We start from the raw sequence: 26,645 nt of genomic DNA, 5'->3' as shown, positions 1-26,645 counted from the left end.
ATGACTTCGTCGTTCGACTCCTCGCGATTCGACTCGCCGGTGCCCAGGGGTGGCGCGAAGCCGGCGCCCGCGTCGAAGTCGAAGCCGCTGTGGCTGCAGTCCGCAATCCTCATCGGCACCTTCACGATGCTGCTGTACGTCATCGAGATCGTCGACGTGGCGTCCGACGAGCGACTCGAAGAGAACGGCGTCGGGCCGCGCTCCATCGACGGGCTCTGGGGGATTCTGTTCGCCCCGGTCCTGCACGACGACTGGGCGCACCTGTTCGCGAACACCGTCCCGCTGCTGGTCCTCGGGTTCCTCGTGCTGCTGTCGGGCATCGCCCGCGGCCTCGCCGCCACCGGGATCGTCTGGGTGGTCGGAGGTCTGGGCACCTGGTTGACCGGGGGATCCTATTCCAACCACATCGGCGCCTCCGTCCTGATCTTCGGCTGGCTCGCCTACCTGCTGGTCCGGGGAATCTTCGCCCGCAGCCTCGGTCAGATCCTCGTCGGTGTGGTGGTGTTCGTCGTCTACGGCAGCCTGCTGTGGGGTGTGCTGCCCAGCGCTCCCGGTGTGTCCTGGCAGGGACATCTGTTCGGCGCCGTCGGCGGTGTCGTCGCCGCCTGGCTGCTCTCCGCGGACGCAAGGAAACAGCGGGCCCGGAAATCGGTGGGGCCACAATCGTTCGGGTGATCGCCCCGGGGTGAGGCACGTGCGATACACCGGCGTGTACCGCGCATCCGACCGCTGCGAGTAGGGCCTGCTGGTACGCTCCACCCGAGATCCGGGCACCCAGGAACGGCGTAGTTCAGAGCTGTCGACAGTGTCGTCACGGAGGGCCGGTGGAGGTGGTTCGAACTCACGGGTTCGCGCACACGCCGCGTCGCCGACGTCCGGACATCCCCAGCGGCGGATCTCTGTCGCCGCACACCACCGCACCCTCAGGAGTTGATCATGGCTGTCACAGTTTCGACCCCCGACGAGTGTCCGTCCGTTCGCTGTGTAGTCACGGGAGGCTGATCGCTGCCGTGGCAAGGTTCGATTCGTACATCGACACTCTCGGGAACACACCTCTGGTCGGCCTGCCCCGGCTGTCGCCACGCTGGAACGGCAGCAGCCCGGTGCGGCTGTGGGCCAAACTCGAGGACCACAATCCCACCGGTTCGATCAAGGATCGCCCGGCGCTCCGCATGATCGAGCAGGCAGAACGGGACGGCCGTCTCGCTCCGGGTGCGACGATTCTCGAATCGACCAGCGGCAACACCGGCATCTCTCTGGCGATGGCCGCCAAACTGAAGGGCTACCAGCTGATCTGCGTGATGCCCGAGAACACGTCGATGGAGCGCCGCCAGCTGCTCACGATGTTCGGCGCCCGGATCATCGACTCTCCGGCTGCCGGTGGTTCCAACGAGGCCGTCGCCGTCGCGATGCGGCTGTCGGAGGACAACCCGGACTGGGTACTGCTCTACCAATACGGCAACCCGGCCAACGCGATGGCGCACTACGAGACCACGGGGCCGGAAATCCTGCGGGATCTTCCCGAGATCACCCACTTCGTCGCGGGGCTCGGCACCACCGGGACACTGATGGGGACGGGCCGGTTTCTCCGCGAGCACGTCGACGGCGTCGAGATCGTGGCCGCGGAACCACACTTCGGGGAAATGGTCTGCGGCCTCCGCAACATCGAAGAGGGATTCGTTCCGGAACTGTACGACGAATCGGTACTCACCCGACGATTCCGGGTCCGTCACGCCGAGGCGATCCAGCGCACCCGCGAGCTGATCGACGCCGAGGGAATCTTCGCCGGCACGTCCACCGGAGCCAATCTCCATGCTGCACTCGATGTGGCGCGGTGTGCCGTCGAGACCGGGCATCGGGCCGACATCGCGTTCGTGGTCGCCGACGCCGGATGGAAGTACCTCTCGAGCGGCACCTACGACCCACAGGTCCAGGTCCTCGAAGAGGCATGGGAACGGTAACGGCGGCGGATCCGCTTTAGATCGCCATGGTCAGGTCACAGTTCCCCATCGGTTGTGAGGTCGACGCGCCAATTCGGTCGGAAGCTTTTTCCGAAACGGGTCGTCGTGGCAGCATGGCGGGTATGCGCATTACCGTCCTGGGGTGTTCAGGGAGCGTCTCCGGACCAGACTCACCTGCATCGGGTTATCTGTTGACAGCGCCGGACACACCGCCGCTGGTACTCGACTTCGGACCCGGTGTCCTCGGTGCGCTCCAGCGGTTCGCCGATCCCGGCGAAATCTCCGTCCTCCTCAGCCACCTGCACGCGGACCACTGCCTGGACCTCCCCGGACTGCTCGTCTGGCGTCGCTATCATCCTCACCCGCCGAAGGGGCGCGCACTCGTCTACGGCCCGTCCGACACCGCCCGCCGGATCGGCGTCGCGTCCGCGGAGTGCGGCGGCGACATCGACGACATCTCCGACACGATCGACCTGCATCACTGGATCGACGGCGAACCGGTCACGTTCGGCGACCTCACCATCACCGCGCGCCGGGTCAACCACCCGCCCGAGGCGTACGGGTTCCGTGTGACCAACGGTGCCGGGCGCACCCTCGTGTACACCGGCGACACCGGCATGTGCGAAGAAGTGATCGACCTCGCCCGCGCGGCCGACGTACTGCTCGCCGAGGCGTCGTGGACACATAGCCCGGATCGGCCCGAAGGGATCCACCTCTCGGGCACCGAGGCCGGTCAGGTCGCACACCGCGCCGGTGTCGCCGAACTGCTGCTCACCCACATACCGCCGTGGACGTCGCGTGAAGACGTCATCGCCGAGGCCAAGGCCGAATTCTCCGGCCCCGTGCACGCGGTATCCGCGGGCGGCGTCTACACCGTCTGAAGCCGTGTGCCCGCCCCCCGGACGGGGGCGACTAGGCTCTCTGCCGTGACCACACGAGAAGACGGTAGGGCGGACGACGAACTCCGCGAGGTCAAGATCACCCGCGGTTTCACCACTCATCCCGCGGGATCGGTGCTGGTGGAATTCGGAAACACCAGGGTGATGTGCACGGCCAGCGTCGAGGACGGTGTTCCCCGCTGGCGTCAGGGCTCCGGACTCGGCTGGCTGACGGCCGAGTACGCCATGCTGCCCGCCGCCACCCACACCCGCAGCGGCCGAGAGTCCGTCAAGGGCAAGGTCGGTGGACGAACCCAGGAGATCAGCCGGCTGGTCGGACGCTCCCTCCGCGCCTGCATCGACCTCGCCGCCATAGGTGAGAACACCATCGCCCTCGACTGCGACGTGCTGCAGGCCGACGGCGGAACCCGCACCGCCGCCATCACCGGCGCCTATGTGGCCCTCGTCGACGCGGTGACCTATCTCCGCGCCGCCGGCCGTCTCGCGGACCCCCAGCCGATCTCCTGCGGCATCGCCGCGGTGAGTGTGGGCGTCGTCGACGGCCGTGTGCGCCTCGACCTGCCGTACGAGGAGGACTCGCGCGCCGAGGTCGACATGAACGTGGTGGCGACCGACACCGGCACTCTCGTCGAGATCCAGGGCACCGGCGAGGGCGCGACGTTCCCGCGGAGCACGCTCGACAAACTGCTGGATTCCGCGCTCGCAGGGTGCGAGCAACTGTTCGAGATCCAGAAGGCCGCACTCGAACTGCCCTACCCCGGTGTGCTTCCGGAGCCGAAGATCCCGGAGACGTCGAAGAAGAAGTTCGGGAGCTAGATCGGTGCCGGAAACCACACGAGTGCTGGTGGCCAGCCGCAACGCAAAGAAACTCCGGGAACTGCATCGGGTACTCGCGGCAGCCGGTGTCGACGGAATCGAACTGGTCGGACTCGATGCCGTACCCGAATACCCCGAGGCCCCCGAAACGGGTGTGACGTTCGAGGAGAACGCCCTGGCGAAAGCGCGCGACGGTGCCGCCGCAACCGGATTGCCCTGTGTCGCAGACGATTCCGGAATCGAGGTGGACGCACTGAACGGCATGCCCGGAATTTTGTCCGCACGGTGGTCGGGCACGCACGGAAACGATCCCGCGAACACCGCCCTGGTCCTGGCTCAGCTCGACGACGTGCCCGACGACCGCCGGGGAGCGGCGTTCGTCTCGGCGTGCGCGCTCGTGGTGCCCGGCGGCGAGGAATCGGTGGTCCGCGGCGAATGGCGGGGGAGCATCGCCCGCGAGCCCGTCGGCGACGGCGGGTTCGGCTACGACCCGGTCTTCGTGCCCGACGGGGACACCCGATCGGCCGCCCAGTTGTCACCAGAGGAGAAGGATGCATCCTCGCACCGGGGGCGGGCACTCGTTCAGCTCGTCCCCGCCCTGGCGGCGCTCACCGGGCGCTGACACTCGCTACGCTTCACGAGAGGAGGTTCGCATGTCGCCGATGATGGTGCCGCAGACGCCGCTCGGCTGGCTGACCTACGTGATCGCGATGATCACCGGGCAGCCGGTCATCATGTGAGGAAGCCGACCGGTTCGATCAGAGACCGAAGTCGCGGCGGACCTGCTTGGTCCGCTGGTGCTCCACGTAGAACGACAGGAACGGAATGGTGCCCGCGAGGAGCGTCCCGACCGTCCGGCCCGCGGGCCAGCGCACCTTGACCGCCAGGTCGAGCGTCACCAGCAGGTAGACGAAGTACACCCAGCCGTGGACCACGGCGATCCAGGTGGGAAGGTTGTCGACCTTGAAGATGTACTTGGCCACCATCTCTGCCGTGAGGACCAGCAGCCACACACCGGTGGTGTAGGCGAGGACGCGGTAGCGCAGGAGCGCGGGGGCGATCTTCTTCTGCTTCGCGGTGTCTGCGACCGAACCGGCAGTCGTCTCGTCTTGGCCCGTGCTCACGTGGTGCTCCTATCGGTCTCGCGAGCGGACAGCTCGGCGAGGTACTGGTTGTACTGCGAAATCTGCCGGCTCTCGAGGTCGTCCGGATCGTCGTCCTCCGCTGCCGAGGGACGAGGGGGCAGGACGTCTGCCGGGATCTCCCGCAGTTCGGTGGGAGCATCCGGGACGTCGGCGGGGTCAGCCGGTTCGGCGTCCTCGAGCTGCACGAATCGCCGATAGGCGTAGACGAGGAACGCCGCGAACAGCGGCCACTGGAACGCGTATCCGAGATTCTGGCCGGTCCCGCCCACCGCTTCGAAACGTGTCCACTGCCACCAGCCGAGTGCGAGGCACCCGACAGCCCCGACGACCACCAACAGGATCAGCGCGGGGCGGCGTTGCTTAATGTTACCGGACACGTAACGACGGTACCTGAATCGCTGAATGCGCTGCTAGGAGAGGTTGCCGCTATGGCGGCGGTCACAGCCGCGCCGTGCGCCCGACGGGCCGCGAGGCGCTGTCGAAGAGGTAACCGCCGGAAGGGCGAAAAGCCCGAGAAGTGCGCGAGGGGGGACTCGAACCCCCACGTCCTTTCGGACACCAGGACCTAAACCTGACGCGGCTGCCTAATTACGCCACTCGCGCGCGATGGACAGACTACGCCATGAACAAGGCACCCCCCGCAACACATGTCAATCGGATCGCCCGCCCCGGTCGAGGCTCTTTCGCCCGGCCCACGTCGCAGTCTGGCTATGGCAGTTGGGGCACAGGAATCGAACTTGCTCCAAGCGGGAGTCCGACGGGTCTCCCCGTGTGTGGTCGGCATGCAGGATCAGCGGGAGTCCGCACCACTCGTCCTGCACGCCACATGCGACGCATTTGTACGGCACTCCTGCCTCGATCAGAGCCCGTCTCAGGAGGTGGGGTTGAACGCGCCTGCTGCCCGCCGGGCGACGGATCAGTATCTCCTGCCACGTCATTCGGTTGCGGGCACGCTTGCCCCTGGTGTGTGCCTGGCCCGTGAAGTGTGACGTGTCGATGCCGAGTGTGTTGATCCGGCGCCGCAGGTGCGCGTGTGTCCCACCCGCGGGTTTCAGGCCGAGGTAGCGCATGACGCCGGCGTAGCTCGTCGATTCTGAAACCGCCTGCTCGAGTACTTCCCGCGTGTACTTCATCTCGCACCCGCCACCCGTCGCTGCGCGCGCTGGTACCGCCAGACGGCGTGGGTGAAGGCGGTAGGTGTGATCTCGAGCCGTGCTGCTGCTGCGGCGACGAGGTGTTCGGCGTCTGCAGTCGATGGGGGTGATCCGAGATCGAGTGCCTCGCCGAGGAAATCGCGCACCAAGTGGTGAGATTCGGTGGTGCGGACGCCGAGTTGCATGGCGAAGCACTCCCAGGTGGCGATACCGAACCCGGGCACCCCGACGATCGCGTTCCGCTGTGCCTCGTCGTCGCGGAGATCCGCCGAGGTGGTGCAGCCCAGCTCGGCGAGCGAGCGTGCCGCCGAGGCGACGGCCTCGGCCTTGGTGGTGTAGTTCCCCGGTACTCGCTGCCTGTTGTTCAGGACGGCCAGGAGGCCTTCGGGTTCATCGGCGTGCGCAGCGAGCGCCGTGAGGTCGTCGAGGGGTCCGGCCCGGTGATCGCGCCAGCGGGTGATGACGGCGCGGACCCCCGTGGTAGGCGTTCCGTAGGTGACGCGGGCGGAGAACGCGGCATCGAGGAGCCCGGCTTCGATCTCGCGCGGCCAGCCCTCCGTCCAGTGCGGCCACGGCTCTCGTGGCAGTTCGGCGGCGACGTGATCGAGTAGGGCGCGGACGTGGGCTGTGCTCATTTCTTCCCCCCGGAGAATGGCTGTCGGCAGTTCCTGGATTCGAACGTTAGTGCGAGGGTCCGACAGGTTCGCTTTCGCTGGTCGCGGACCCGGATTCGAGGGCGCAGACCTGCATGAACCTGGGCCTTCGTCAAGGTGGTAACAGATTGATAACGATTAATGTGAGGCTTTCCTCAGGTTCTTGGACGTCCTCGCACCGCCCTCGTCCAGCACGGACGCGTTCTACTCGCCAGTCACTTCGCGGAAGATCTGTGAGGGACATCACGCGATATTTCTCCGATGCACGGCTGTGACACCCCGACGGCTCGTGAACGTGAGGAAATCCTCATGATTCTGTGTCAACCTTGAACAGCCCGGAAGAGCTGATCAGAGCCGATACAGCTGGCACACGATGCCGAGGGCGGCAGACACTATCCCCACCTCCCCCCAGAGGGGACCAGGAGAGGACATACGCGTGACGATTGACGACACGACACCCGCAGGAAACGGAAAAAACTCGAAGGGTTCGCGGCGCATCGGCGTAGACCGGGACGACACTCGGTCGTCGAGCAAGGGCACCCTCGTGGATCGTCTGCTCGGAGGTGAGCCGTACGCGCTCGCCTTCGGTGGTCAGGGCGCGCCCTGGCTGAGCTCGCTGGAGGAACTGAGCCGCGACAACGGACTCGAGCCGGCACTCACCACGATCGTCAACGACGCGGCCGACTACCTGGCCCCCGTGGCGCAGGAACTCCTCGTCGTGCGCCCGGTCGGATTCGACCCCATCGCCTGGATCCTCGAGCAGGAACTCGCCGACGAAGAGGACGGCGCCCAGACGGCCGGTCCCTCCGCGGCAGCGCTCACCTCGGCGGCGGTGTCTCTCCCCGGCGTCTTCCTCACCCAGATCGCAGCGCTGCGTGCGCTGGCAGCTCAGGGCCTCGATCCCGCGGTTACGGCTCCCGTGTCGGTGATCGGCCACTCCCAGGGACTCCTCGCCGCGGAGGCCGTTGCCTCCTCGGGTCAGAAGGACGGCGAACTCCTCGCCCTCGCTCAGCTCATCGGTGCGGCTGCCGGCCTCGTCGGCCGTCGTCGCGGAGTGATCGCCGCCGCCGACTCCACCCCGATGCTCGCTGTCTCGAACGTCGACCCGGAACGACTGCGTCAGATCGTCGAGGAGCTCGCCGAGGGCCTCGAGCCCGAGCGTGCAGCCGTCCTCGGCATCCGTAACGCCCGTCGCCGTGTCGTGCTGTCCGGCCCGCCCGCCCAGCTGGCACGCGTTCAGCAGCGGTGCGAGCAGATCGAGGCCGACGAGGCCCGTGAGCGCGACGCCAAGAAGCGTGGCGGCTCCATCTTCGCGCCTGTCTTCGAGCCCCTCGCGGTCGAGATCGGCTTCCACCACCCCGCACTCGCGGAGACGATCGACATCGTCGGCCAGTGGGCTGTGCGCTGCGGTCTCGACGAGGAGAAGGCCCGCGCTCTTACGAGCGCCTGCCTGGTCGATCCCGTCGACTGGGTCGCCGCCGTCGACAGCACCCTCGAAGCCGGTGCCGCGTGGATCCTCGACCTCGGACCCGGTGACCTCCTCACCCGCATGACGTCGGCCAGTGTCCGCGGCCAGGGCGTCGGCATCGTTGCCGCCGCGACCCGTGGCGGTCACCGCAACCTGCTCACGCCGGGCGCAACCCCCGAGGTTCCCGCCGCGTGGACCGAGTTCCTCCCGAAGCCGGTGTCGCTGCCGGGCGGTCGCATCGGCGTCGAGACCGCGTTCACGAAGCTGACCGGTCGTTCGCCGATCCTGCTCGCCGGGATGACCCCGACCACGGTCGACCCGAAGATCGTCGCCGCAGCAGCCAACGCAGGCCACTGGGCCGAGCTCGCCGGCGGTGGCCAGGTCACCGAGCAGATCTTCGCCGACAACGTCGAGAAGCTCACCGGGTTGCTCGAGCCGGGCCGTGCTGTGCAGTTCAACTCGATGTTCCTCGACCCCTATCTGTGGAAGCTCCACGTCGGTGGCAAGCGTCTCGTGCCGAAGGCCCGCGCCGCGGGTGCCCCGTTCGACGGTGTCGTCGTCACCGCCGGTATCCCCGAGCTCGAGGACGCCGTCTCGATCATCGGCGACCTCACCGATGCCGGCTTCAGCTACGTCGCGTTCAAGCCGGGCACGGTCGCGCAGATCCGCTCGGTCATCCGCATCGCCAACGAGGTTCCCTCGTTCCCCGTCATCGCCCATATCGAGGGCGGCCGCGCCGGTGGCCACCACTCGTGGGAAGACCTGGACGACCTGCTCCTCGACACCTACGCCGAGCTGCGTACCCGGCCGAACCTGGTCCTGTGCGTCGGTGGCGGCATCGGCACGCCCGAGCGGGCTGCCGACTACCTGACCGGCCGCTGGTCCGTTGCACACGGCTTCCCGGCCATGCCGCTGGACGGCATCCTGGTCGGTACCGCCGCCATGGCCACCCTCGAGGCGACCACCTCTGCCGAGGTGAAGCAGCTCCTCGTCGACACCCCCGGTACTCCGGACTGGGTCGGAGCAGGTACCGCCGAGGGCGGCATGGCCTCCGGCCGCAGCCAGCTCGGCGCCGACATCCACGAGATCGACAACGCAGCGTCCCGCACCGGCCGTCTGCTCGACGAGGTCGCCGGTGACGCCGACGCCGTCGCCGAGCGTCGCGACGAGATCATCGAGGCACTGAACATCACGGCGAAGCCGTACTTCGGCGACGTCGCGACCATGACGTACGAGCAGTGGCTGCGCCGCTACCTCGAGCTGGCCGTCGGCATCGACGCGGCGAAGGCATTCGACTGCGGCACCGACCTCCAGGACGCCATCACCGAGGCCACCTCGAGCCCGTGGCTCGACATCACCTGGCGTGCGCGCTTCGGTGAGATGCTGCAGCGCACCGAGTCGCGTCTGCACCCGGTCGACCGTGGCCCCATCCCCACCCTGTTCGCCGACGACGCGATCCTCGAGCGTCCCGAGGCGGCCGTCTGCGCCCTGCAGGCGCAGTACCCCGACTACGCCACCACGGTTCTGCACCCCGCGGACGTCTCCTTCTTCGTCTCGCTGTGCAAGACCCCCGGCAAGCCGGTCAACTTCGTGCCCGTCGTCGACGGTGACGTCCGCCGCTGGTGGCGTTCCGACTCGCTGTGGCAGGCACACGATCCTCGCTACACGGCCGACCAGGTCTGCGTCATCCCCGGCACCGTCGCCGTCGCCGGCATCACGCGCGTCGACGAGCCTGTCGGCGAGCTGCTGGACCGCTTCGAGAAGGCCACGTACGACGAGCTGGTCACGGCCGGTGTCGCGCCGCTGTGGCTGCCCGCACGCCGTCACGCGGACATCGCCCGCGGCCTCCTCGACACCGTGCTGTCGGCTCCCGACATCCAGTGGGCCTCGCGCCTGACGCTGAACCCGGTTCGCCGGCTCGGTGACCTCGACAAGTGGTCGATCGAGTCCGACACCCTCGCGGTGCACGAGACCACCGGTGCCGAGCTGTCCGTCATCGACGACCAGCAGGTGCTCCTCACCGTCCCGCTGGTGGCAGCCAAGTCCGTCCAGATCACCATCACCGTTCCCGCGTCCGTCGCGGACGGTGGCGCTCCCGTGGTCACCGAGGCCGACGCCGAGAAGTCGATGACCGCACTCCTCGCGGTCGCGGCCGGTCAGGAACTGCCCGCCGTCAAGAACGGTGTCGCACGCCTCAACCTCGCCTGGACGCCCGACCTGGTCGCCGACCATGCCGGTGTCACCGGCTCGGGTCTGCCCACGACGCTGAGCGTCAGCGGCAAGGCCGTCCCGGACGTGGTCGTCGGTGCTTGCTGGCCGGCCGTGTTCGCCGTGCTCGGTGCTGCCAAGACCGAGGACTCGCTGTCCGTCATCGAGGGCATGCTCGACTTGGTCCACCTGGACCACAGCGTCGATTTCGTCGGCGAACTGCCTTCGGAGACCAGCATTCTCGTCGTCAAGGCCGAGGTCGCCTCGGTTCTCGACACCGACCTGGGCCGCGTCGTCGAGGTTAAGGTCGAGGTCGGCGCCATGCTCGGCGAGGGCCTGGACGCGCCTGCCGTCGTCACCCTGTCGGAGCGCTTCGCGATCCGCGGCCGCACCGGCAAGGGCGAACTGACCGACCCGGCCCGCGCCGGTGGCTCGCTGAGTGACGAGGCCGTCGACACCCCGCGTCGTCGTCGCCGCGACACCACGATCGTCGCTCCCCGCAACATGGGCTCCTTCGCCCAGGTGTCGGGCGACCACAACCCGATCCACACCTCCGACAACGCGGCACTGCTCGCCGGCCTCGGCAGCCCGATCGTGCACGGCATGTGGCTCTCCGCCGCCGCCCAGCAGGTCGTCACCGCCGTGGATCCGGCCGAGACCAAGACGCCGCCGCGTCGCCTCACCGCCTGGACCGCACGCTTCCTGGGCATGGTTCGCCCGGGCGCCGAGATCGACGTCCGCGTCGACCGCATCGCGGTGGACCGTGGCGCCGAGATCGTCGAGGTCGGTTGCCGCATCGACGGTGAACTGGTGATGGTCGCAACGGGTCGCACCGCCGCCCCGAAGACCGTCTACGCGTTCCCCGGACAGGGCATCCAGCGTCCCGGCATGGGCCTCGACGCCCGCGCCCGCTCCAAGGCCGCCCGTGAGATCTGGGACCGCGCCGACAAGCACACCCGCAAGGCCCTCGGCTTCTCGATCCTCGCCGTGGTCCGCGACAACCCGACGGTCGTCAAGGCCCGCGGTGTCGAGCACAAGCACCCGGACGGCGTCCTGCACCTGACCCAGTTCACCCAGGTCGCGATGGCGACGCTCGGTGTGGCTCAGGTTGCCGAGCTCCGCGAATCCGGTGCCTTCGTCGAGGGTGCCCTGCTCGCAGGCCACTCGGTCGGTGAGTACAACGCCCTCGCCGCCGTCGCCGGTGTGCTGCCTCTCGAAGCTGTTCTCGAGGTGGTCTTCCAGCGTGGCTCCGCGATGCACGCACTCGTACCCCGCGACGAGGCCGGCCGCTCCGACTACCGGATGGCTGCCATCCGCCCGTCGCAGATCGGTCTGGCCGACGACGACGTCGAGGCGTTCGTCGCCGGTGTCGCCGAGGCGACCGGTGAGTTCTTGCAGATCGTGAACCTGAACCTGCGTGGCTCGCAGTACGCCATCGCCGGTACCGTCGCCGGACTCAACGCGCTGGAGGTCGAAATCGACATCCGCCGTGAGGCTTTCGGTGGCAAGCGCGCGTACATCATGGTCCCGGGCATCGACGTTCCGTTCCACTCGACGGTGCTCCGCGGCGGTGTCGACGACTTCCGCGGACGTCTCGAGGAACTGCTTCCGCAGGACATCGACCCGGCCATCCTGATCGGGCGCTACATCCCGAACCTGGTCCCCAAGCCGTTCTCCCTGAAGAAGGAGTTCGTGCAGGAGATCGCCGACCTGGTGCCGTCGAAGCCCCTCGACAAGGTGCTGAAGGACTTCGACTCCTGGTCGAAGAAGCCGGTTCAGCTCACCCGCGTGGTCCTCACCGAACTCCTGGCCTGGCAGTTCGCCAGCCCGGTGCGCTGGATCGAGACTCAGGATCTGCTGTTCGCCGACGAGTCCGAGGGTGGACTGGGTGTCGAGCGGTTCGTGGAGATCGGTCTGGGCTCCGTCCCGACCGTCGCGAACCTCGCGTCGCAGACCCTGAAGCTGCCGGGCCGCTTCGGCTACCCGGTCGAGGTCCTCAACATCGAGCGTGAAGCGTCCATCGTGTACTCCACCGACGTCGATCCGGCGCCGGTCGAGGACGACGAGCCCGCAGCACCCGCAGCCGAGGCGCCCGCCGCATCGGCCGCACCCGCCGCGGCTCCGGCCCCGGCCGCGGCACCGTCCGGTGGACCGCGTCCCGACGACATCGCGTTCAAGGCCGCCGACGCCACCAAGGTTCTGATCAGCCTGTGGACCAAGCTCCGTCCCGATCAGGTCGGCCCCGTCGACACGATCGAGGCGCTGTGCGACGGCGTGTCCTCGCGGCGTAACCAGCTGCTCGTCGACCTCGGCTCCGAGCTCTCGCTCGGCGCGATCGACGGTGCCGCGGACGCCGACATGGGCTCGCTCGCCGGCACGGTCGACTCCCTGGCCCGCACGTACAAGCCGTTCGGCCCGGTGCTGTCCGACTCGATCAACGATCACCTCCGCAAGGTCTTCGGCCCCTCGGGTCGTCGCCCGGCGGCCATCGCAGACCGTGTGAAGAAGGTCTGGGAACTCGGCGACGGCTGGGCGTACCACGTCACCGCCGAGGTGGCGCTCGGAACCCGCGACGGTTCCAGCATCCGTGGTGGTGACCTCGGTGGTCTGGCCGGCGGCGGTCTCGCCGACGGCGCCGCAGTGGACGCCGTCATCGACAGCGCAGTGGCCGCAGTGGCCTCGCGCCGCGGGATCAGTGTCTCCCTCCCGTCCTCGGGTGGCGGAGCCGGTGGCACCGTCGACGCCGCGGCACTGGGCGAGTTCACCGAGCACATCACGGGCCGCGACGGCGTGCTGGCCTCGGCCGCCCGCCTCGTGCTCGAGCAGCTCGGCTTCGCAGGCGACACGGCGACGGCAGCGCAGCCGACCGACACCGAACTCGTCGACCTCGTGTCGGCGGAACTCGGCTCCGACTGGCCGCGCCTGGTCGCTCCGGCGTTCGACGCCAAGCGGGCGGTCCTGCTCGACGACCGTTGGGCCAGCGCACGTGAGGACCTCGCTCGTCTGTGGATCGACGCGGCAGGCGTGGAGTCTCTCGAGATCGAAGGCTTCGCCGGTGCAGGCAAGTCCGTTGCGGCGCAGGCCGCATGGTGGCAGGCCCGCGCAACCGACGAGGGTCGCACGGCCCTGGCCGAGAAGTACGGACGCATCGCGGAGGCGGCAGCCGTCGTCACCGACGAGACCCCGGAATGGGCAGACCAGGTCGCCGTCGTCACCGGTGCCAGCAAGGGCTCCATCGCGGCCTCGGTCGCAGGCAAGCTCCTCGCCGGCGGCGCGACGGTCTTCGTGACCACCTCGCGTCTCGACGACAAGCGTCTCGGCTTCTACCGCGACCTCTACCGCCGCACTGCTCGCGCCGGTGCCGCCCTGTGGGTGGTCCCCGCGAACATGGCGTCCTACACGGACATCGACGCGCTCATCGAGTGGATCGGTGAAGCCCAGTACGAGACGGCCGGTGGATCGAAGAAGCTCGTCAAGGAAGCGGTCACCCCGACGCTGCTGTTCCCGTTCGCCGCGCCCCGCGTGGCAGGCGACCTCGCCGACGCCGGCGCCCGCGCCGAAATGGAGATGCGCGTTCTCCTCTGGTCGGTGGAGCGCCTGATCGGCGGACTGTCGAAGATCGGTTACGACCGTGACGTCGACACCCACCTGCACGTGGTCCTGCCCGGTTCCCCGAACCGCGGCCTGTTCGGTGGCGACGGTGCGTACGGCGAGGCCAAGGCCGCGCTGGACGCAGTGGTCGGCCGCTGGAAGGCCGAGCGCAACTGGGCCGAGCGCGTCACCCTGGTGCACGCTCTCATCGGCTGGGTCCGCGGAACCGGCCTCATGGGCGGCAACGACCCGCTGGTCGAGGCCGTCGAAGGTGCCGGAGTCCGTACCTGGTCCACCCAGGAAATGGCCACCGAGCTGCTGCAGTGGTGCGAGCCCGAGGCACGTCGCCTCGCCTCCACCGAGCCGCTCGCGGCCGATCTGACCGGTGGGCTCGCCCAGGCGAACCTGGACCTGCCCGCGCTGGCGAAGCAGGCTCAGGAAGCTGCGACCGCAGCCGCCGAGGCCGACGCGGATGCGGAGGAGCTCGACACCATCGCGGCCCTGCCCGCCCCGCCGCGGGTCTCCGCGTCGGCGGCACCGGCCTGGTCCGGCGTCACCGCGGCTCCGGAGGACCTCGTCGTCATCGTCGGCGCCGGTGAGCTCGGACCGTTCGGTTCCTCGCGTACCCGCTTCGAGATGGAGGTCGACGAAGAGCTTTCGGCGGCAGGCGTTCTCGAACTCGCCTGGAACACCGGACTCGTCGTGTGGGAGACCACGCCGTCCGCAGGCTGGTACGACGCCGAGACCGGGGAACTGGTTCCGGAGGCCGAGATCGCGGACAAGTACCACGACGCAGTCGTCGAGCGCTGCGGCATCCGCCGCTACGCGGACGACGGCGCCATGGTCGAGAACACCGCACCGCTCCTCACGTCGGTCTTCCTCGACAAGGACCTGAGCTTCGTCGTCAGCACCGAGGCGGAGGCACTGGCCTTCGTCGAGGCCGACCCGGAGAACACGGTCGCGACGCCGGTTCCGGACAGCGGTGACTGGCAGGTCACCCGCCGTGCGGGCACCGAGATCCGCGTCCCCCGCAAGATGAAGCTCACGCGCAGCGTGGGTGGTCAGATCCCGACCGGATTCGACGTCACCAAGTGGGGCATCCCCGCCGACATGGCCGACTCCGTCGACCGCGTGGGCCTGTGGAACATCGTCGCCACGGTGGACGCGTTCCTCACCGGTGGGTTCACGCCCAGCGAACTGCTGCGGTGGGTGCACCCCTCGCTGGTCGCCAACACCCAGGGCACCGGCATGGGCGGCATGACCTCCATGAGGTCGCTGTACATCGACACGCTGCTCGGCGAGAACCGGCCGAACGACATCCTGCAGGAAGCCCTGCCGAATGTGATTGCGGCGCACGTGGTCCAGTCCTACGTCGGCGGTTACGGCGCCATGGTCCACCCGGTTGCGGCGTGCGCCACGGCCGCGGTGTCCGTCGAAGAGGGCGTCGACAAGATCAAGCTCGGCAAGGCCCAGCTCGTGGTCGCCGGCGGGTTCGACGACCTCAGCGCGGAGGGCATCATCGGATTCGGTGACATGTCCGCCACGGCCAAGACCGACGACATGCGGGCCAAGGGCATCGACGACCGTCGATTCTCCCGGGCCAACGACCGTCGTCGCGGCGGGTTCGTCGAGTCGCAGGGTGGTGGCACGATCCTGCTGGCCCGCGGTGACCTGGCACTCGAGATGGGCCTGCCCGTCCTCGGTGTGGTCGCCTACGCCGGCTCGTTCGCGGACGGTGTCCACACGTCGATCCCGGCTCCCGGAATCGGTGCGCTCGGTGCGGGTCGTGGGGGAGCGGATTCGCAGCTCGCCCAGTCCCTCGGCAAGCTCGGTGTCAGTGCCGACGACATCTCGGTGATCTCCAAGCACGACACGTCCACCGCGGCCAACGATCCCAACGAGGCGGAGCTGCACGAGCGCCTCGCCGGGGCACTCGGCCGCAGCGAAGGTGCACCGCTGTTCGTGGTCTCGCAGAAGAGCCTCACCGGACACGCCAAGGGTGGTGCCGCCGCGTTCCAGCTGATCGGTCTCTGCCAGGTGCTCGACCAGGGCATCGTTCCGCCGAACCGCAGCCTCGACTGCGTCGACGAGAAGATGGCCGAGTTCGAACACCTCGTGTGGGCTCGGGAGCCGCTCCGCTTCGGCGAGCAGTTCGCGCTGAAGGCGGGTCTGCTGACCAGCCTCGGCTTCGGGCACGTGTCGGGCATGGTCGCGGTCGTGCACTCGCAGGCGTTCGTCGAGGCCATCCCGGCCGACAAGCGTGAGGCGTACCTCGAGCAGGCACGCAAGCGCACCGTCGAGGGTCAGCGTCGACTGGCGAAGGCCTTGGTCGGCGGCGGCAGCCTGTACGAGCGTCCGGCGGATCGTCGCTTCGGCGGCGACAGTGTCCCGGCCGCAGCGTCCCGTCAGCTCGAGGCGGACGTCCTGCTCACCGAGGCCGCGCGCCTGGGAGCGGACGACGTGTACAGCTCGGGTCTGCCCGGCTGCAAGTAGGAACGACGGATGGGAGTTCTGGGGATCGGCTTCGATCTCGTGACGGTGTCGGAGTTCGCCGAGCAGCTGGACCGGCCAGGGACGGCCATGCTCGACAACTTCACACCGGGCGAGCGTCGGGACGCCGTGACCCGGAGCTCCGATCCGGCTAGACATTTCGCCGCCCGGTGGGCTGCGAAGGAGGCAGTGATCAAGGCCTGGTCCACGTCTCTCTTCGCCAGCCCGCCGGTGCTGCCCGAGATGATCCACCACCTGATCGAGGTGGTGACGGATGCGTGGGGGCGACCGAGTATCCGCTTACGCGGAGACGTCGCCAAGCATCTGACCGACGTGAAGATTCACATCTCCCTCACACACGACGGAGACATGGCGGGCGCGTTCGCCGTCATCGAGTCCCTGTAGGCGCCTCCGGCGCCCGTGCGCCTTTCCGGTAGCTCCGGCAACCGGAAGGGCGCACAGGCGCGTAGCGCCTAGGTGGAGCGCGATTCCTTCTCCGCGACCAACAGGTATGCCACCATCAGCCGTTTGAGTTCGGCAACGGCGTCCGCGTGGCTCTGATTGTCCTGCACGGAGAAGTTGAGCATCGAGTACACGACGTGGACGAGCACCTCGGCCATCATCGTGCGCCGCTCCCGCGATGTCTGCGGGGTGAGCGGCGCGAGCATCCGTGACACCTGCTCCGCGAACGCCTTCTCGTGGATGGCACCGGTGGCGCGCGTCGACGGCGTCGACTGCATCGCCAGCCACACCTCGCGCCTCGACGGGTCGGACGTCCACAGGCCCGCCATGTGGTCGACGAAGGAATTGAGGAACCGCAGCCAGTCGAGGGACGGGACCTCACCGTTGAACTGGGCGATCTCGTGCTGGACTCCGACGAGGTCCTGCCGGTTGAGTTCGCAGACGATCACGTACTTGTTCGCGAAGAACTGGTAGAGGGTGCCGATCGGGACGTCCGCGCGTGCGGCGACCTCCTCGCACGTGAACGATTCGAATCCCACGTCCACCAGCAACTCCCGCGATGCCGTGAGCAGCGCGTCGAACTTCCGGCGACTACGTTCCTGGGTCGGCCGTCTGCGGGGCAGGAGTTCCTGCGGGTCCGACTGCAGCTCCAACGCCGGGTCCACTCGGCGCGGCGCTTGCTTGCTGACTGAAGACTCCACCGCCCCAGGCTATCCGTCTTTCGTCCGGATTCCGAAGATCCCTCCCGGTGACGCGTCGGGTTTCACCTGGGCGAGGAGACTCGTCGCGCCGTTTCGGTGTGACCGATGTGATCGGCCACAAGTGGCCGATCGCTGAGATTCCGACCCACCACAACGCCGCGGGCAGTGCCGTGGCGTCGGCGTGTGTGCCCGACAGCAGGCCACGGACCGTTTCGGATGGGTCGCGGGCGGCTGAGGATGCAGCCGCCCGTCGCGTGGATCAGACGGACAGGTCCCGGCGCAGTTTCGCGACGTGGCCGGTGGCGCGGACATTGTACTGGGCCACTTCGATCTTCCCGTCCTCGTCGACGAGGAACGTGGAGCGGATGACACCCTGCACCGTCTTGCCGTACATCTTCTTCTCGCCGAATGCGCCCCACGCCTCGAGTGTGGCCTTGTCGGGATCGGACAGGAGGGGGAACGTCAGTCCCTCGTTGTCGCGGAACTTGGCCAGCTTCGCCGGCTTGTCGGGGGAGATGCCGATCACGTCCAGGCCGGCGCCGTTCAGGTCGGCGAGGTTGTCGCGGAAGTCGCAGGCCTGTTTGGTGCAGCCCGGCGTGCTCGCCGCCGGGTAGAAGTACACAACGACCTTGCGGCCGCGGTAGTCGGCGAGCGACACGTCGTTGCCGTCGGCGTCGGGCAGCGTGAAGGCGGGTGCGGTGTCTCCGGGGGCGAGTCTGTTGTTGTCGGTCACGAGAAGTCAGGCTACCGGGAAGGGGTGGACGTGGCCCGAAGCGTGATCGGGGGAGACGGAGTCGCAGGTCGGGAGTTCTCGTCTACGGTTGACGCAAGTGTGGGATCGTCGCGGTAGCGTCGCTCTCGCTGATCGAACCAGTCGAACAAGTTGGAGGACACGTGCCCAGGGACACCGAGAGCATCGAGCGTGAGATCGAGAACGCGCGCAATCAGCTCGCGAGCACTCTCGACGAATTGACGGTCCGCACCAACCCGAAGCGTCTCGTGGAGACCACGAAGCGCACGATGATCGCGAAGCTGAACGAGCCGGCGGTCAAGTACGGACTGATCGCCGTGGGTGCGGTGGCAGGGCTCCTGGTGCTCCGCAAAGCGTTGCGCTGAACGACCCTCGTCGACAACGGGCCGTCGGATGTGAAGTTCGCAGTGACTTCACGTTCCGGCGGCCCGTTCGTCATCTGACCGCCCGAGCGGTGCGTTGAGATGGTGACACGAGAAAGGCCCCCATCCTTGTGAGAGGATGGGGGCCTTCGTGCAAGTGCGCCCACAGGGACTCGAACCCCGGACCCAGTGATTAAGAGTCACTTGCTCTACCAACTGAGCTATAGGCGCTCGCTCTTGCGAGACAGAACATTAGCGGGTCGCTTCTCGGGAATGCAAATCGCCTGGTGGCGACTGCCCATGGCGACCCGGTCCGCACGGTGGCGCGTAACGAGAGCGCCGCTGGTCACGATTGATATTCGAACGTTATTGAGCGGCTCGGCGCTTGGTTGGAACCGGTCTCCAGTGGCTGGCATCATTGGAGACCACACGGTCTCGACGTGCTGATTCGTCTCGCGAAGGCGAGGGACGTGCCGGCTTGAACGTGAATTCGGAGCGAGGACGTGAAGTGGGGTTATCCATGGGTGTGGGGCGTGGCGGGCGCGTGCGTGCGCAATCGGTGAGATCCGTCTCGAAGACGGCGACGATTGTGGCGGCATCACTCGTATTCGCATTGTCGATCGCAGGGTGCACCGTCTCCGGTGCCGACAGCGTCACGTCGGAAGGTGAGGCGCCGATCGATTCCAATCCGGTCACCGAGCTCATCAAGCCGAAGCTGACGGCGTCGGCCGTCGATGGTGCGGTGGGATTCTCGCCCGGACAGCCGGTGACGGTGACGGTGGCCGACGGCACGCTGGCGGCGGTCACCATGCTCAACCCGGAGGGCGAGACGGTCGACGGCGCCATCGCGCCCGACGGGTTGTCCTGGGTCAACACGGAGCCGCTGGGCTACGACAAGGAGTACCGGCTCGACGTGAAGGCGAACGGACTCGGCGGGGGCACCACCTCGACATCCGCGTTCACCACCAGCGCTCCCGGCAACGTCACCAAGCCGTACGTGATGCCGTCGGAAGGCGACGTGGTGGGCATCGGTCAGCCGATCGCGGTCCAGTTCGACGAGAACATCCCCGACCGCAAGGCTGCGGAGTCCGGCATCACCGTCACGACGAATCCGCCCGTCGAGGGCGCGTTCTACTGGGTAAATGACCGTGAGGTGCGGTGGCGTCCGCAGAGTTACTGGGCGCCCGGCACCGCCGTGGACGTCAAGGTCGCCGTGTACGGCCGTGATCTCGGTGACGGACTGTTCGGCCAGGAGGACGTCCACACGGCCTTCACCATCGGCGACGCCCTGATCGCGACGGCGGACGACAACACCAAGCAGGTGACGTTCGAGCGCAACGGCGAAGTGATCATGACGATGCCCACGTCGATGGGTAAGGACGACACACCCACCGACAACGGCGTGTACATCATCGGCGACCGGTTCGCGAACCTCGTCATGGACTCGTCCACCTACGGCGTGCCGGTCAACTCCCCGCAGGGATACAAGACTCCCGTCGACTGGGCCACGCGAATGTCCTACAGCGGCATCTTCTTCCACTCGGCGCCGTGGTCGGTGGGGCAGCAGGGCTACTCGAACGCGAGCCACGGCTGCCTGAACCTCAGCCCGTCCAACGCGAAGTGGGTGTACGACAACACGAAGCGCGGCGACATCGTGATCGTCAAGAACACGCTGGGCGGCACGCTGTCGGGTACGGACGGCCTCGGTGACTGGAACATCCCGTGGGATGTCTGGAAGGCGGGCAACGCCAACGCCTGACAGCAGGCGTCAGACCAATCGCAAAGAGGAAAGCCCCCGGCCGAGGCCGGGGGCTTTCCGTTTGGGGTGAGTGACGGGACTCGAACCCGCGACAGCCAGGATCACAACCTGGTGCTCTACCAACTGAACTACACTCACCATGTGCTTCAGGCACCGCCCGGGGGCAGTAACTTCGGCGAGGAAGATACTAGCGCGTCCGGTGCCCGAGAAGCCAATCGGTATCTCAGGCGGGCCCGAGTTCCTCGACAACTGCGGCGATGTCGCTGGTAGACGGTCCGGGCTCGGGCACGAACGCCGTCTTCCGGTAGTACTTCAGTTCCCGGATCGACTCCTTGATGTCGGCCAGGGCGCGGTGGGCGAGACCCTTTTCGGGCTGACCGAAGTAGATCCGCGGGTACCAGCGCCGGGACAGTTCCTTGATGGAGCTGACGTCGATCATCCGGTAGTGCAGGTAGGTGTCGAGGTCCGGCATGTCGCGGGCGATGAACCCGCGGTCGGTCGCGATCGAGTTGCCTGCGAGCGGCGCCGTCCCGGCGACCGGCACGTGCTCGCGGATGTAGGCGAGCACCTGCTGCTCGGCCTCGGCGAGCGTGACCGTGGACTTCCGGACCTCGTCGGTCAGCCCCGAGTTCTCGTGCATCTTGGTCACCACGTCGGGCATGGCCGTGAGCGCGTCGTCGTCGGCGTGGATGACGATGTCGACACCCTCACCGAGCACGTTCAGCTCGCTGTCCGTGACCAGAGCTGCGATCTCGATCAGCTTGTCGGTGCCGAGCCGGAGCCCGGTCATTTCACAGTCGATCCACACAAGTTTGTCCTGCACCAGGAACACAGTAGTCACGTGAGTGACGGGATAAGGTCTGCGGTGGACACTTTCTCCCGACGTGCGTGATCCGAGGAGGGCTTGGATGACCCGGCAATCGCAGGACGGCGACGCGACCTCGACCCCGGCGGAAAGGGCGGCGGCGGCGAGGGCGGCGGCCGCCGAAGCGGCCAGGATCGCGGCGGAGGCTGCGGCAGCGGCAGAGGCGGCGGAACAGGAAGCCCGGGACGCGGAGGCTGCGGAGAACCGTGCTCCCGTAGACGTCGCCGCCTCCTCCGGTGCCGCCGCGGACATCGCGGCCGGATACTCCTCGGAGGGTGCGGCTCTGGAGCTGGGCACCGTGGTTCTCGCGGGCGCCGTGGATCCGGCGGCCCGGGTGCGTATCCCGCTCGCGACGGTCAACCGGCACGGACTCGTCGCCGGCGCCACTGGGACGGGAAAGACCAAGACGCTGCAGGGTATTGCCGAGCAGTTGTCGGCTGCAGGGGTTCCCGTGGTGATGGCCGACGTGAAGGGCGACCTGTCGGGCCTGTCACAGCCGGGTGCGGCGGGCGACAAGATCACCGCCCGAGCGTCCGAGACGGGTGACGACGAGTGGCGGCCGGCGGGATCCCCGGTCGAATTCCTCTCGCTGGGAACGGAAGGCCTGGGCATTCCCGTCCGCGCGACCATCACGGCGTTCGGGCCGATCCTGCTCGCCAAGGTTCTCGGGCTCAACGAGACTCAGGAGTCCACGCTGGGGATGATCTTCCACTGGGCCGACGTTCAGGGGCTCGCGCTGCTCGACCTGTTGGATCTGCGATCGGTCATCGCGCATCTCACCAGCGACGAGGGCAAGGCCGATCTGAAGGGCATCGGCGGCGTGTCCCCGGCCACGGCCGGCGTGATCCTCAGGGCCCTCGTCAATCTCGAAGCCGACGGCGGCGACACGTTCTTCGGGGAGCCCGAGGTCGAGACCGAGGACCTGCTCCGGGTGCTCGACGGCAAAGGCGTGATCACGTTGTTCGAGTTGGGCGCCCAGGCCGCGCGCCCGGCATTGTTCTCCACTTTCCTGATGTGGGTGCTGGCCGACCTGTTCCAGACGTTGCCCGAGGAAGGCGATCTCGACAAACCCAAGCTCGTCTTCATCTTCGACGAGGCGCACCTGCTCTTCGCGGACGCGTCGAAGGCGTTCCTGCAGCAGGTGGAACAGACCGTGAAGCTCATCCGCTCCAAGGGAGTGGGGGTGTTCTTCTGCACCCAGTTGCCGACGGACGTCCCGAATGCGGTGCTGTCGCAGCTCGGCGCGCGGATCCAGCACGCGCTGCGCGCCTTCACCCCCGACGACCAGAAGGCACTGACGAAAACGGTACGGACGTACCCGAGCACCGAAAACTACGACCTCGAGAAAGCTCTCACCTCACTGGGCATCGGTGAGGCGATCGTCACGGTCCTGTCGGAACGGGGCGCGCCGACGCCGGTGGCGTGGACGAGGATTCGGCCTCCCCGCTCGCTGATGGACACCATCGGCAACGACGCGATCACGGCCGCGGCGTCGTCGAGCCCGCTGTCGGCGAAGTACCGGCAGACCGTCGACCGGGAATCGGCGTACGAGAAGCTGACGGCGAAGGTCGCCGAGGCACCGGCCACGGAACCGGGCCTCGACCTGCCCCCGCTGCCCGACCTGCCGCCACCGCTGCCCGCTCAGCCGGAGGGGCCGAACATGGCCGAGCAGATTCTCGGGAACTCCGCGGTGAAGAGCTTCCTCCGCTCGGCCGCGTCGGCCGCCGGTCGCGAGATCTCCCGCAGCATCTTCGGGACGGGCAAACGTCGCAGGCGCTAGAAACGCTGGGCGAATGTACCTTTCAGCGCCTCAGCAGGGGTGACCGGTACATTCCCCCGGGGATCACCCGCCCAGCTTCTTGTAGAACGTTCCGACGATCGGGGCGACCACCGCGCGCGGGCTGTACTGCCCGGCAACGGACATCGCCTTGCTGATGATGCCGGGCACGACCCGCATCTTGTTGTCGGCCAGCCCGTCGAGCGACACCTTAGCGGTGTATTCGCTGGAGATCCACAGGAAGTCGGGCACCAGCTTGTCCACGATCGACGCCTCCGCCGGATCGGGCTCCTCGGTGCGGACCGGGCCGGGTGCGAGCAGCGTGACGTTCACTCCCGTCCCCTTGAGTTCGCCGCGCAGCGACTCGGAGAAGGTGTTGACGAACGCCTTGCTGGCCGCGTACGTGGCGTTGTGGGGAATGGGCATGTTGCCTGCCGCGGAGCCGACCATGAGGATGGCGCCGGACTTGCGTTCGAGCATCCCGGGCAACACCGCGAGGGTGAGGTCGTGCACCGCAACGGCGTTGAGTTCCACCTGGGCCCGCTCGTACGCGGGATCGAGTCCGGCGACCGGGCCGAACGTGGCGATCCCCGCGTTGTTGCACAGGACGCTGATCTGGCGTCCGGACAGTTCGGTGACGAGGGTGGCCCGAGCGTCGCGATCCGACAGATCGCACGCGCGAACGTCGACCTCGACGCCGTGCTGGTCGCGCAGGGTTGCGGCGAGTGACTCCATCACCTCGCCGCGGCGTGCGACGAGGATCAGGGAGTGGCCCCGGCAGGCGAGATCGGTGGCCAGCGCCTCGCCGATTCCGGACGAGGCGCCGGTCACGACGGCGCGGGCACTGGGAGTGGGGTTCGGCAAGCTCACGGTCAGCAGCGTAGTGCGTCAGAGGCGCGCGGCGAGCCGGGTGCCCTGCTCGATCGCTCGTTTGGCGTCGAGTTCGGCTGCGACGTCGGCGCCGCCGATGACGTGGGTGGTCACGCCGGCAACGGTCAGTTCGTCGACGAGGTCACGCACCGATTCCTGACCTGCGCAGATCACCACGTTGTCGACGGCAAGGGTGCGGGGCTTCTCGCGTTTGGCGCCGAACGTGATGTGCAGGCCGTCGTCGTCGATGCGCTCGTAGTTGACCCCGGACAGTTCTTGCACGCCCTTGTTCTTCAGCGCTGCCCGGTGAACCCAGCCCGTGGTCTTCGCGAGTCCGGCGCCGATCCGGCCGCTCTTGCGCTGCAGCAGGTACACCTCGCGCGGCGACGGTTCGGGAATGGGTGTGGTGAGGGCGCCCGCCGCCGCTTCGGGTTCGGTGACACCCCACTCCTGCTTCCACTCCTTCAGGTCGAGCGTCGGGGAATGCTCGTGGGTGAGGAACTCGCTGACGTCGACGCCGATCCCGCCGGTTCCGATCACCGCGACCGACTTCCCGACGGGCTTGCCGCCCCGCACGACCTCCGGGTACGTGAGCACCTTCGGGTGGTCGATACCCGGAATGGACGGAACGCGCGGCGTCACACCGGTGGCGACAATCACCTCGTCGTACTCGCCGATCAGTTCGGTCGCGGTGACGCGGCTGTCGAGCCGGACGTCGACACCGGCGAGCGGAAGCTGGCGGTTGTAGTACCGGATCGTCTCCGCGAACTCCTCCTTGCCGGGGATCTTGCGGGCGATGCCGAACTGGCCGCCGATCTCCGAATCCGCCTCGAACAGGGTCACCGAATGGCCACGCTGTGCCAGGCCGAGTGCCGCGGACAGTCCCGCGGGGCCGGCGCCGACGACGGCGACACGCTTCGCGGCCCGCGTGGGGGAGAGCGTCAGTTCCGTCTCCCGGCCCGCACGCGGATTCAGCAGGCACGACACGTGCTTGCGGACGAAGGCGTGGTCGAGGCAGGCCTGGTTGCATGCGATGCACGTGTTGATCTCGTCGGGGGTGCCTGCCTCCGCCTTCCGGACCCAGTCGGGATCGGCGAGCATCGGGCGTGCCATCGAGATGAGCTGCGCGTCGCCGCGGGTCAGGATTTCCTCGGCGACCTCCGGCATGTTGATCCGGTTCGACGCGGCCACGGGGATGCTCACGTGCTTCTCGAGCTTGCCGGTGATGTCGGCGAACGCGGCCCGCGGCACCGACGTCACGATCGTGGGAACACGGGATTCGTGCCAGCCGATGTCGGTGTTGATGATGGTCGCGCCCGCGGCCTCCACTTCCTGTGCCAGCGCGACGATCTCGTCCCACGTCTGACCGCCCTCGACGAGGTCGGCCATCGACAGGCGGAAGATGATGATGAAGTTCGGGCCCACCGCCTTGCGCGTGCGGCGGACGATCTCGACGGCGATCCGCCTGCGGTTCTCGGGCGTGCCGCCCCAGATGTCGGTGCGCTTGTTGGTGCGCTCGCACAGGAACTGGTTGATGAAGTAGCCCTCACCGCCCATGATCTCGACGCCGTCGTAGTTCGCCTGCTGCGCGAGCCGGGCGCAGCGGACGAAGTTGCGGATCTGCCAGCGCACGCCGCGGCCGGTGAGTTTGCGGGGCCGGAACGGGTTGATCGGGGCCTTGATCGAGGAGGCGGACACGCTGAAGGGCTGGTAGCTGTACCGGCCGGCGTGCAGGATCTGCAGGGCGATCTTGCCGCCCTCGTCGTGCACCGCCTTCGTGATCGCGCGGTGCCGCCCGGCCTCGACACGGTTGGTGAGCTTGGCGCCGAACGGCAGCAGCCAGCCCGTCCGGTTGGGCGCGTATCCGCCGGTGACGATCAGCGCGACACCTCCGCGGGCACGCTCGGCGAAGTACTCGGCCAGACGGGGAACGTCCTTCGCGCGATCTTCGAGCCCGGTGTGGATGGAGCCCATGATCACCCGGTTCTTCAGCGTCGTGAAACCGAGGTCGAGGGGAGCGAGGAGCTCAGGGAACTGAGTCATTGGCGGCGTGTCCTTACTGTGCGAGCGCGTCGAGTACTTCTTGGCACCAGTCGGCGAATCCCTCTTCGACGCGGATTCCGCCGCGCAGGACGAGGTACTGGTGCAGGGCTGCCCCGGAGAGCTTGTCCGGTGCGGGAAAGTCGCGTTTTTCGATCATCCGGTAGACCTCGAGCCGGGCGGCGTGGCCGTCGCGGTGGCGAGCGACCTCGGCGGTGAGTGCGGCGATGTCACCGTGCTGAGCGGCGCGGATCTTCACTGCCAGTTCGTTACGCAGGTGATTGGGCCCGGTCGGTTCGGCGATCCAGCGCTCGAGTTCCGCGCGCCCGGCCGCGCTGACCCGGTACACCTTCTTGTCGGGTCTGCCGTCCTGTGCCACGACCTCGGCGTCGACCCAGCCGGACTCGTCCATCCGTTTGAGGACGCGGTAGATCTGCTGGTGGGTGGCGCTCTGGAAGAAGCCGATGGACTTGTCGAACCGGCGCGCCAATTCGTAGCCCGAGCCGGAGTGCTCGGTCAGGGAGACGAGAAGCGCATGTTCGAGGGCCACGAACAGAAGTATGTATGCAACGAGGTGTGTATGCAACTGAGTGCACACTAGGTCCTTCCGGTCGAACAGGACGCTCTTCGCGTCAGACCGCACGAACTCCCAGTTCGCTCGCATAGGCTCGCG

20 protein-coding genes and 3 tRNA genes are annotated in these 26,645 nt (G+C 67.8%); 10 read left to right on the top strand and 13 right to left on the bottom strand.

The features are described 5' to 3' along the window. From FND50_RS25470 to rdgB, 5 genes are all read left to right on the top strand, one after another. On the top strand, positions 1-675 hold the full coding sequence (locus FND50_RS25470; RefSeq protein WP_397492510.1) for a rhomboid family intramembrane serine protease: 675 nt from the start codon (positions 1-3) through the stop codon (positions 673-675). 335 nt (positions 676-1,010) lie between these two features. Further along, on the top strand, positions 1,011-1,961 hold the full coding sequence (locus tag FND50_RS25465; protein ID WP_144287530.1) for a PLP-dependent cysteine synthase family protein: 951 nt from the start codon (positions 1,011-1,013) through the stop codon (positions 1,959-1,961). A gap of 122 nt (positions 1,962-2,083) precedes the next feature. Further along, on the top strand, positions 2,084-2,842 hold the full coding sequence (locus FND50_RS25460) for a cyclic nucleotide-degrading phosphodiesterase (protein WP_186301151.1): 759 nt from the start codon (positions 2,084-2,086) through the stop codon (positions 2,840-2,842). A gap of 45 nt (positions 2,843-2,887) precedes the next feature. Next, on the top strand, positions 2,888-3,676 hold the full coding sequence (rph, locus tag FND50_RS25455; RefSeq protein ID WP_005261999.1) for a ribonuclease PH: 789 nt from the start codon (positions 2,888-2,890) through the stop codon (positions 3,674-3,676). A 4-nt stretch (positions 3,677-3,680) separates the two neighbouring features. Further along, a complete protein-coding gene (gene rdgB / locus FND50_RS25450; protein ID WP_144287528.1) occupies positions 3,681-4,298 on the top strand; it encodes an RdgB/HAM1 family non-canonical purine NTP pyrophosphatase in 618 nt (205 codons plus the stop codon). A 136-nt stretch (positions 4,299-4,434) separates the two neighbouring features. Here the strand turns inward: rdgB and FND50_RS25445 are convergent, their stop codons facing one another. The 5 genes from FND50_RS25445 to FND50_RS25425 form a co-directional block, all read right to left on the bottom strand. Continuing rightward, positions 4,435-4,800, bottom strand: coding sequence for a DUF3817 domain-containing protein (locus tag FND50_RS25445; protein ID WP_144287527.1), 366 nt, complete (start codon positions 4,798-4,800; stop codon positions 4,435-4,437). Further along, positions 4,797-5,198, bottom strand: coding sequence for a transcriptional regulator (locus FND50_RS25440; RefSeq protein WP_144287526.1), 402 nt, complete (start codon positions 5,196-5,198; stop codon positions 4,797-4,799). Before FND50_RS25440 ends, FND50_RS25445 begins: the two co-directional genes overlap by 4 nt. Before the next feature lie 141 nt (positions 5,199-5,339). Beyond that, a tRNA-Leu gene (locus FND50_RS25435) sits at positions 5,340-5,424 on the bottom strand. A 47-nt stretch (positions 5,425-5,471) separates the two neighbouring features. Continuing rightward, a complete protein-coding gene (locus FND50_RS37105; protein WP_144287525.1) occupies positions 5,472-5,954 on the bottom strand; it encodes an HNH endonuclease in 483 nt (160 codons plus the stop codon). Then, complete coding sequence (locus tag FND50_RS25425) at positions 5,951-6,610, bottom strand: hypothetical protein (RefSeq protein ID WP_144287524.1); 660 nt, start codon at positions 6,608-6,610, stop codon at positions 5,951-5,953. Before FND50_RS25425 ends, FND50_RS37105 begins: the two co-directional genes overlap by 4 nt. 454 nt (positions 6,611-7,064) lie before the next feature. Between FND50_RS25425 and FND50_RS25420 the strand changes: the two genes are divergently transcribed. Both FND50_RS25420 and FND50_RS25415 read left to right on the top strand, forming a co-directional pair. Next, positions 7,065-16,388 (top strand): type I polyketide synthase, encoded by a 9,324-nt coding sequence (locus FND50_RS25420; protein ID WP_144287523.1) that lies wholly within the window; start codon positions 7,065-7,067, stop codon positions 16,386-16,388. Positions 16,389-16,397: 9 nt separating this feature from the next. Continuing rightward, on the top strand, positions 16,398-16,790 hold the full coding sequence (locus FND50_RS25415) for a holo-ACP synthase (RefSeq protein WP_005248288.1): 393 nt from the start codon (positions 16,398-16,400) through the stop codon (positions 16,788-16,790). 68 nt (positions 16,791-16,858) lie between these two features. Here the strand turns inward: FND50_RS25415 and FND50_RS25410 are convergent, their stop codons facing one another. Together FND50_RS25410 and bcp are read right to left on the bottom strand one after the other, a co-directional pair. Next, complete coding sequence (locus tag FND50_RS25410) at positions 16,859-17,548, bottom strand: TetR family transcriptional regulator (protein WP_005248286.1); 690 nt, start codon at positions 17,546-17,548, stop codon at positions 16,859-16,861. A gap of 259 nt (positions 17,549-17,807) precedes the next feature. Continuing rightward, positions 17,808-18,281 carry a thioredoxin-dependent thiol peroxidase gene (gene bcp / locus FND50_RS25405; RefSeq protein ID WP_005261992.1) on the bottom strand — a complete coding sequence of 158 codons (474 nt, stop codon included), beginning with the start codon at positions 18,279-18,281 and terminating at the stop codon, positions 17,808-17,810. 161 nt (positions 18,282-18,442) lie between these two features. Between bcp and FND50_RS25400 the strand changes: the two genes are divergently transcribed. Then, positions 18,443-18,664: a DUF3618 domain-containing protein gene (locus tag FND50_RS25400; protein WP_144287522.1), complete on the top strand. Its 222-nt coding sequence runs from the start codon at positions 18,443-18,445 to the stop codon at positions 18,662-18,664. 155 nt (positions 18,665-18,819) lie between these two features. On the opposite strand, the gene FND50_RS25395 is transcribed toward FND50_RS25400, so the two are convergent. Continuing rightward, positions 18,820-18,892: transfer RNA gene (locus FND50_RS25395), tRNA-Lys, on the bottom strand. A 289-nt stretch (positions 18,893-19,181) separates the two neighbouring features. Between FND50_RS25395 and FND50_RS25390 the strand changes: the two genes are divergently transcribed. Next, the gene (locus FND50_RS25390; protein WP_144287521.1) at positions 19,182-20,420 is read left to right on the top strand and encodes an Ig-like domain-containing protein; all 1,239 of its coding nucleotides are present in this window, start codon (positions 19,182-19,184) and stop codon (positions 20,418-20,420) included. A gap of 62 nt (positions 20,421-20,482) precedes the next feature. On the opposite strand, the gene FND50_RS25385 is transcribed toward FND50_RS25390, so the two are convergent. Together FND50_RS25385 and orn are read right to left on the bottom strand one after the other, a co-directional pair. Continuing rightward, positions 20,483-20,558: transfer RNA gene (locus FND50_RS25385), tRNA-His, on the bottom strand. Positions 20,559-20,643: 85 nt separating this feature from the next. Then, on the bottom strand, positions 20,644-21,243 hold the full coding sequence (gene orn, locus FND50_RS25380; protein ID WP_144289157.1) for an oligoribonuclease: 600 nt from the start codon (positions 21,241-21,243) through the stop codon (positions 20,644-20,646). Positions 21,244-21,328: 85 nt separating this feature from the next. On the opposite strand from orn, the gene FND50_RS25375 reads away from it, so the two are divergent. Beyond that, positions 21,329-23,065: a helicase HerA-like domain-containing protein gene (locus FND50_RS25375; protein WP_144287520.1), complete on the top strand. Its 1,737-nt coding sequence runs from the start codon at positions 21,329-21,331 to the stop codon at positions 23,063-23,065. A gap of 63 nt (positions 23,066-23,128) precedes the next feature. Here the strand turns inward: FND50_RS25375 and cmrA are convergent, their stop codons facing one another. The 3 genes from cmrA to FND50_RS25360 are packed head-to-tail and all read right to left on the bottom strand — an operon-like array spanning position 23,129 to position 26,522. Further along, positions 23,129-23,932, bottom strand: coding sequence for a mycolate reductase (gene cmrA / locus FND50_RS25370; RefSeq protein WP_144287519.1), 804 nt, complete (start codon positions 23,930-23,932; stop codon positions 23,129-23,131). A gap of 18 nt (positions 23,933-23,950) precedes the next feature. Then, positions 23,951-25,975, bottom strand: coding sequence for an NADPH-dependent 2,4-dienoyl-CoA reductase (locus FND50_RS25365; RefSeq protein ID WP_144287518.1), 2,025 nt, complete (start codon positions 25,973-25,975; stop codon positions 23,951-23,953). 13 nt (positions 25,976-25,988) lie between these two features. Next, complete coding sequence (locus tag FND50_RS25360; protein ID WP_144287517.1) at positions 25,989-26,522, bottom strand: PadR family transcriptional regulator; 534 nt, start codon at positions 26,520-26,522, stop codon at positions 25,989-25,991. Positions 26,523-26,645 lie beyond the last annotated feature (123 nt).

The organism is Rhodococcus sp. WB9 (assembly GCF_007558985.1).
Lineage (GTDB): Bacteria > Actinomycetota > Actinomycetes > Mycobacteriales > Mycobacteriaceae > Rhodococcus_F > Rhodococcus_F opacus.
Note: the sequence above shows the minus strand (reverse complement) of the source record. Positions and strands in the feature narration are given on the sequence as shown.

Coding starts and splice junctions, on each gene's coding strand:
- FND50_RS25390 (WP_144287521.1), top strand. CDS start 19,182: ATGGGTGTGGGGCGTGGCGGGCGCGTGCGTGCGCAATCGGTGAGATCC.
- FND50_RS37105 (WP_144287525.1), bottom strand. CDS start 5,954: ATGAAGTACACGCGGGAAGTACTCGAGCAGGCGGTTTCAGAATCGACG.
- FND50_RS25375 (WP_144287520.1), top strand. CDS start 21,329: ATGACCCGGCAATCGCAGGACGGCGACGCGACCTCGACCCCGGCGGAA.
- FND50_RS25415 (WP_005248288.1), top strand. CDS start 16,398: ATGGGAGTTCTGGGGATCGGCTTCGATCTCGTGACGGTGTCGGAGTTC.
- FND50_RS25470 (WP_397492510.1), top strand. CDS start 1: ATGACTTCGTCGTTCGACTCCTCGCGATTCGACTCGCCGGTGCCCAGG.
- FND50_RS25365 (WP_144287518.1), bottom strand. CDS start 25,975: ATGACTCAGTTCCCTGAGCTCCTCGCTCCCCTCGACCTCGGTTTCACG.
- FND50_RS25425 (WP_144287524.1), bottom strand. CDS start 6,610: ATGAGCACAGCCCACGTCCGCGCCCTACTCGATCACGTCGCCGCCGAA.
- FND50_RS25460 (WP_186301151.1), top strand. CDS start 2,084: ATGCGCATTACCGTCCTGGGGTGTTCAGGGAGCGTCTCCGGACCAGAC.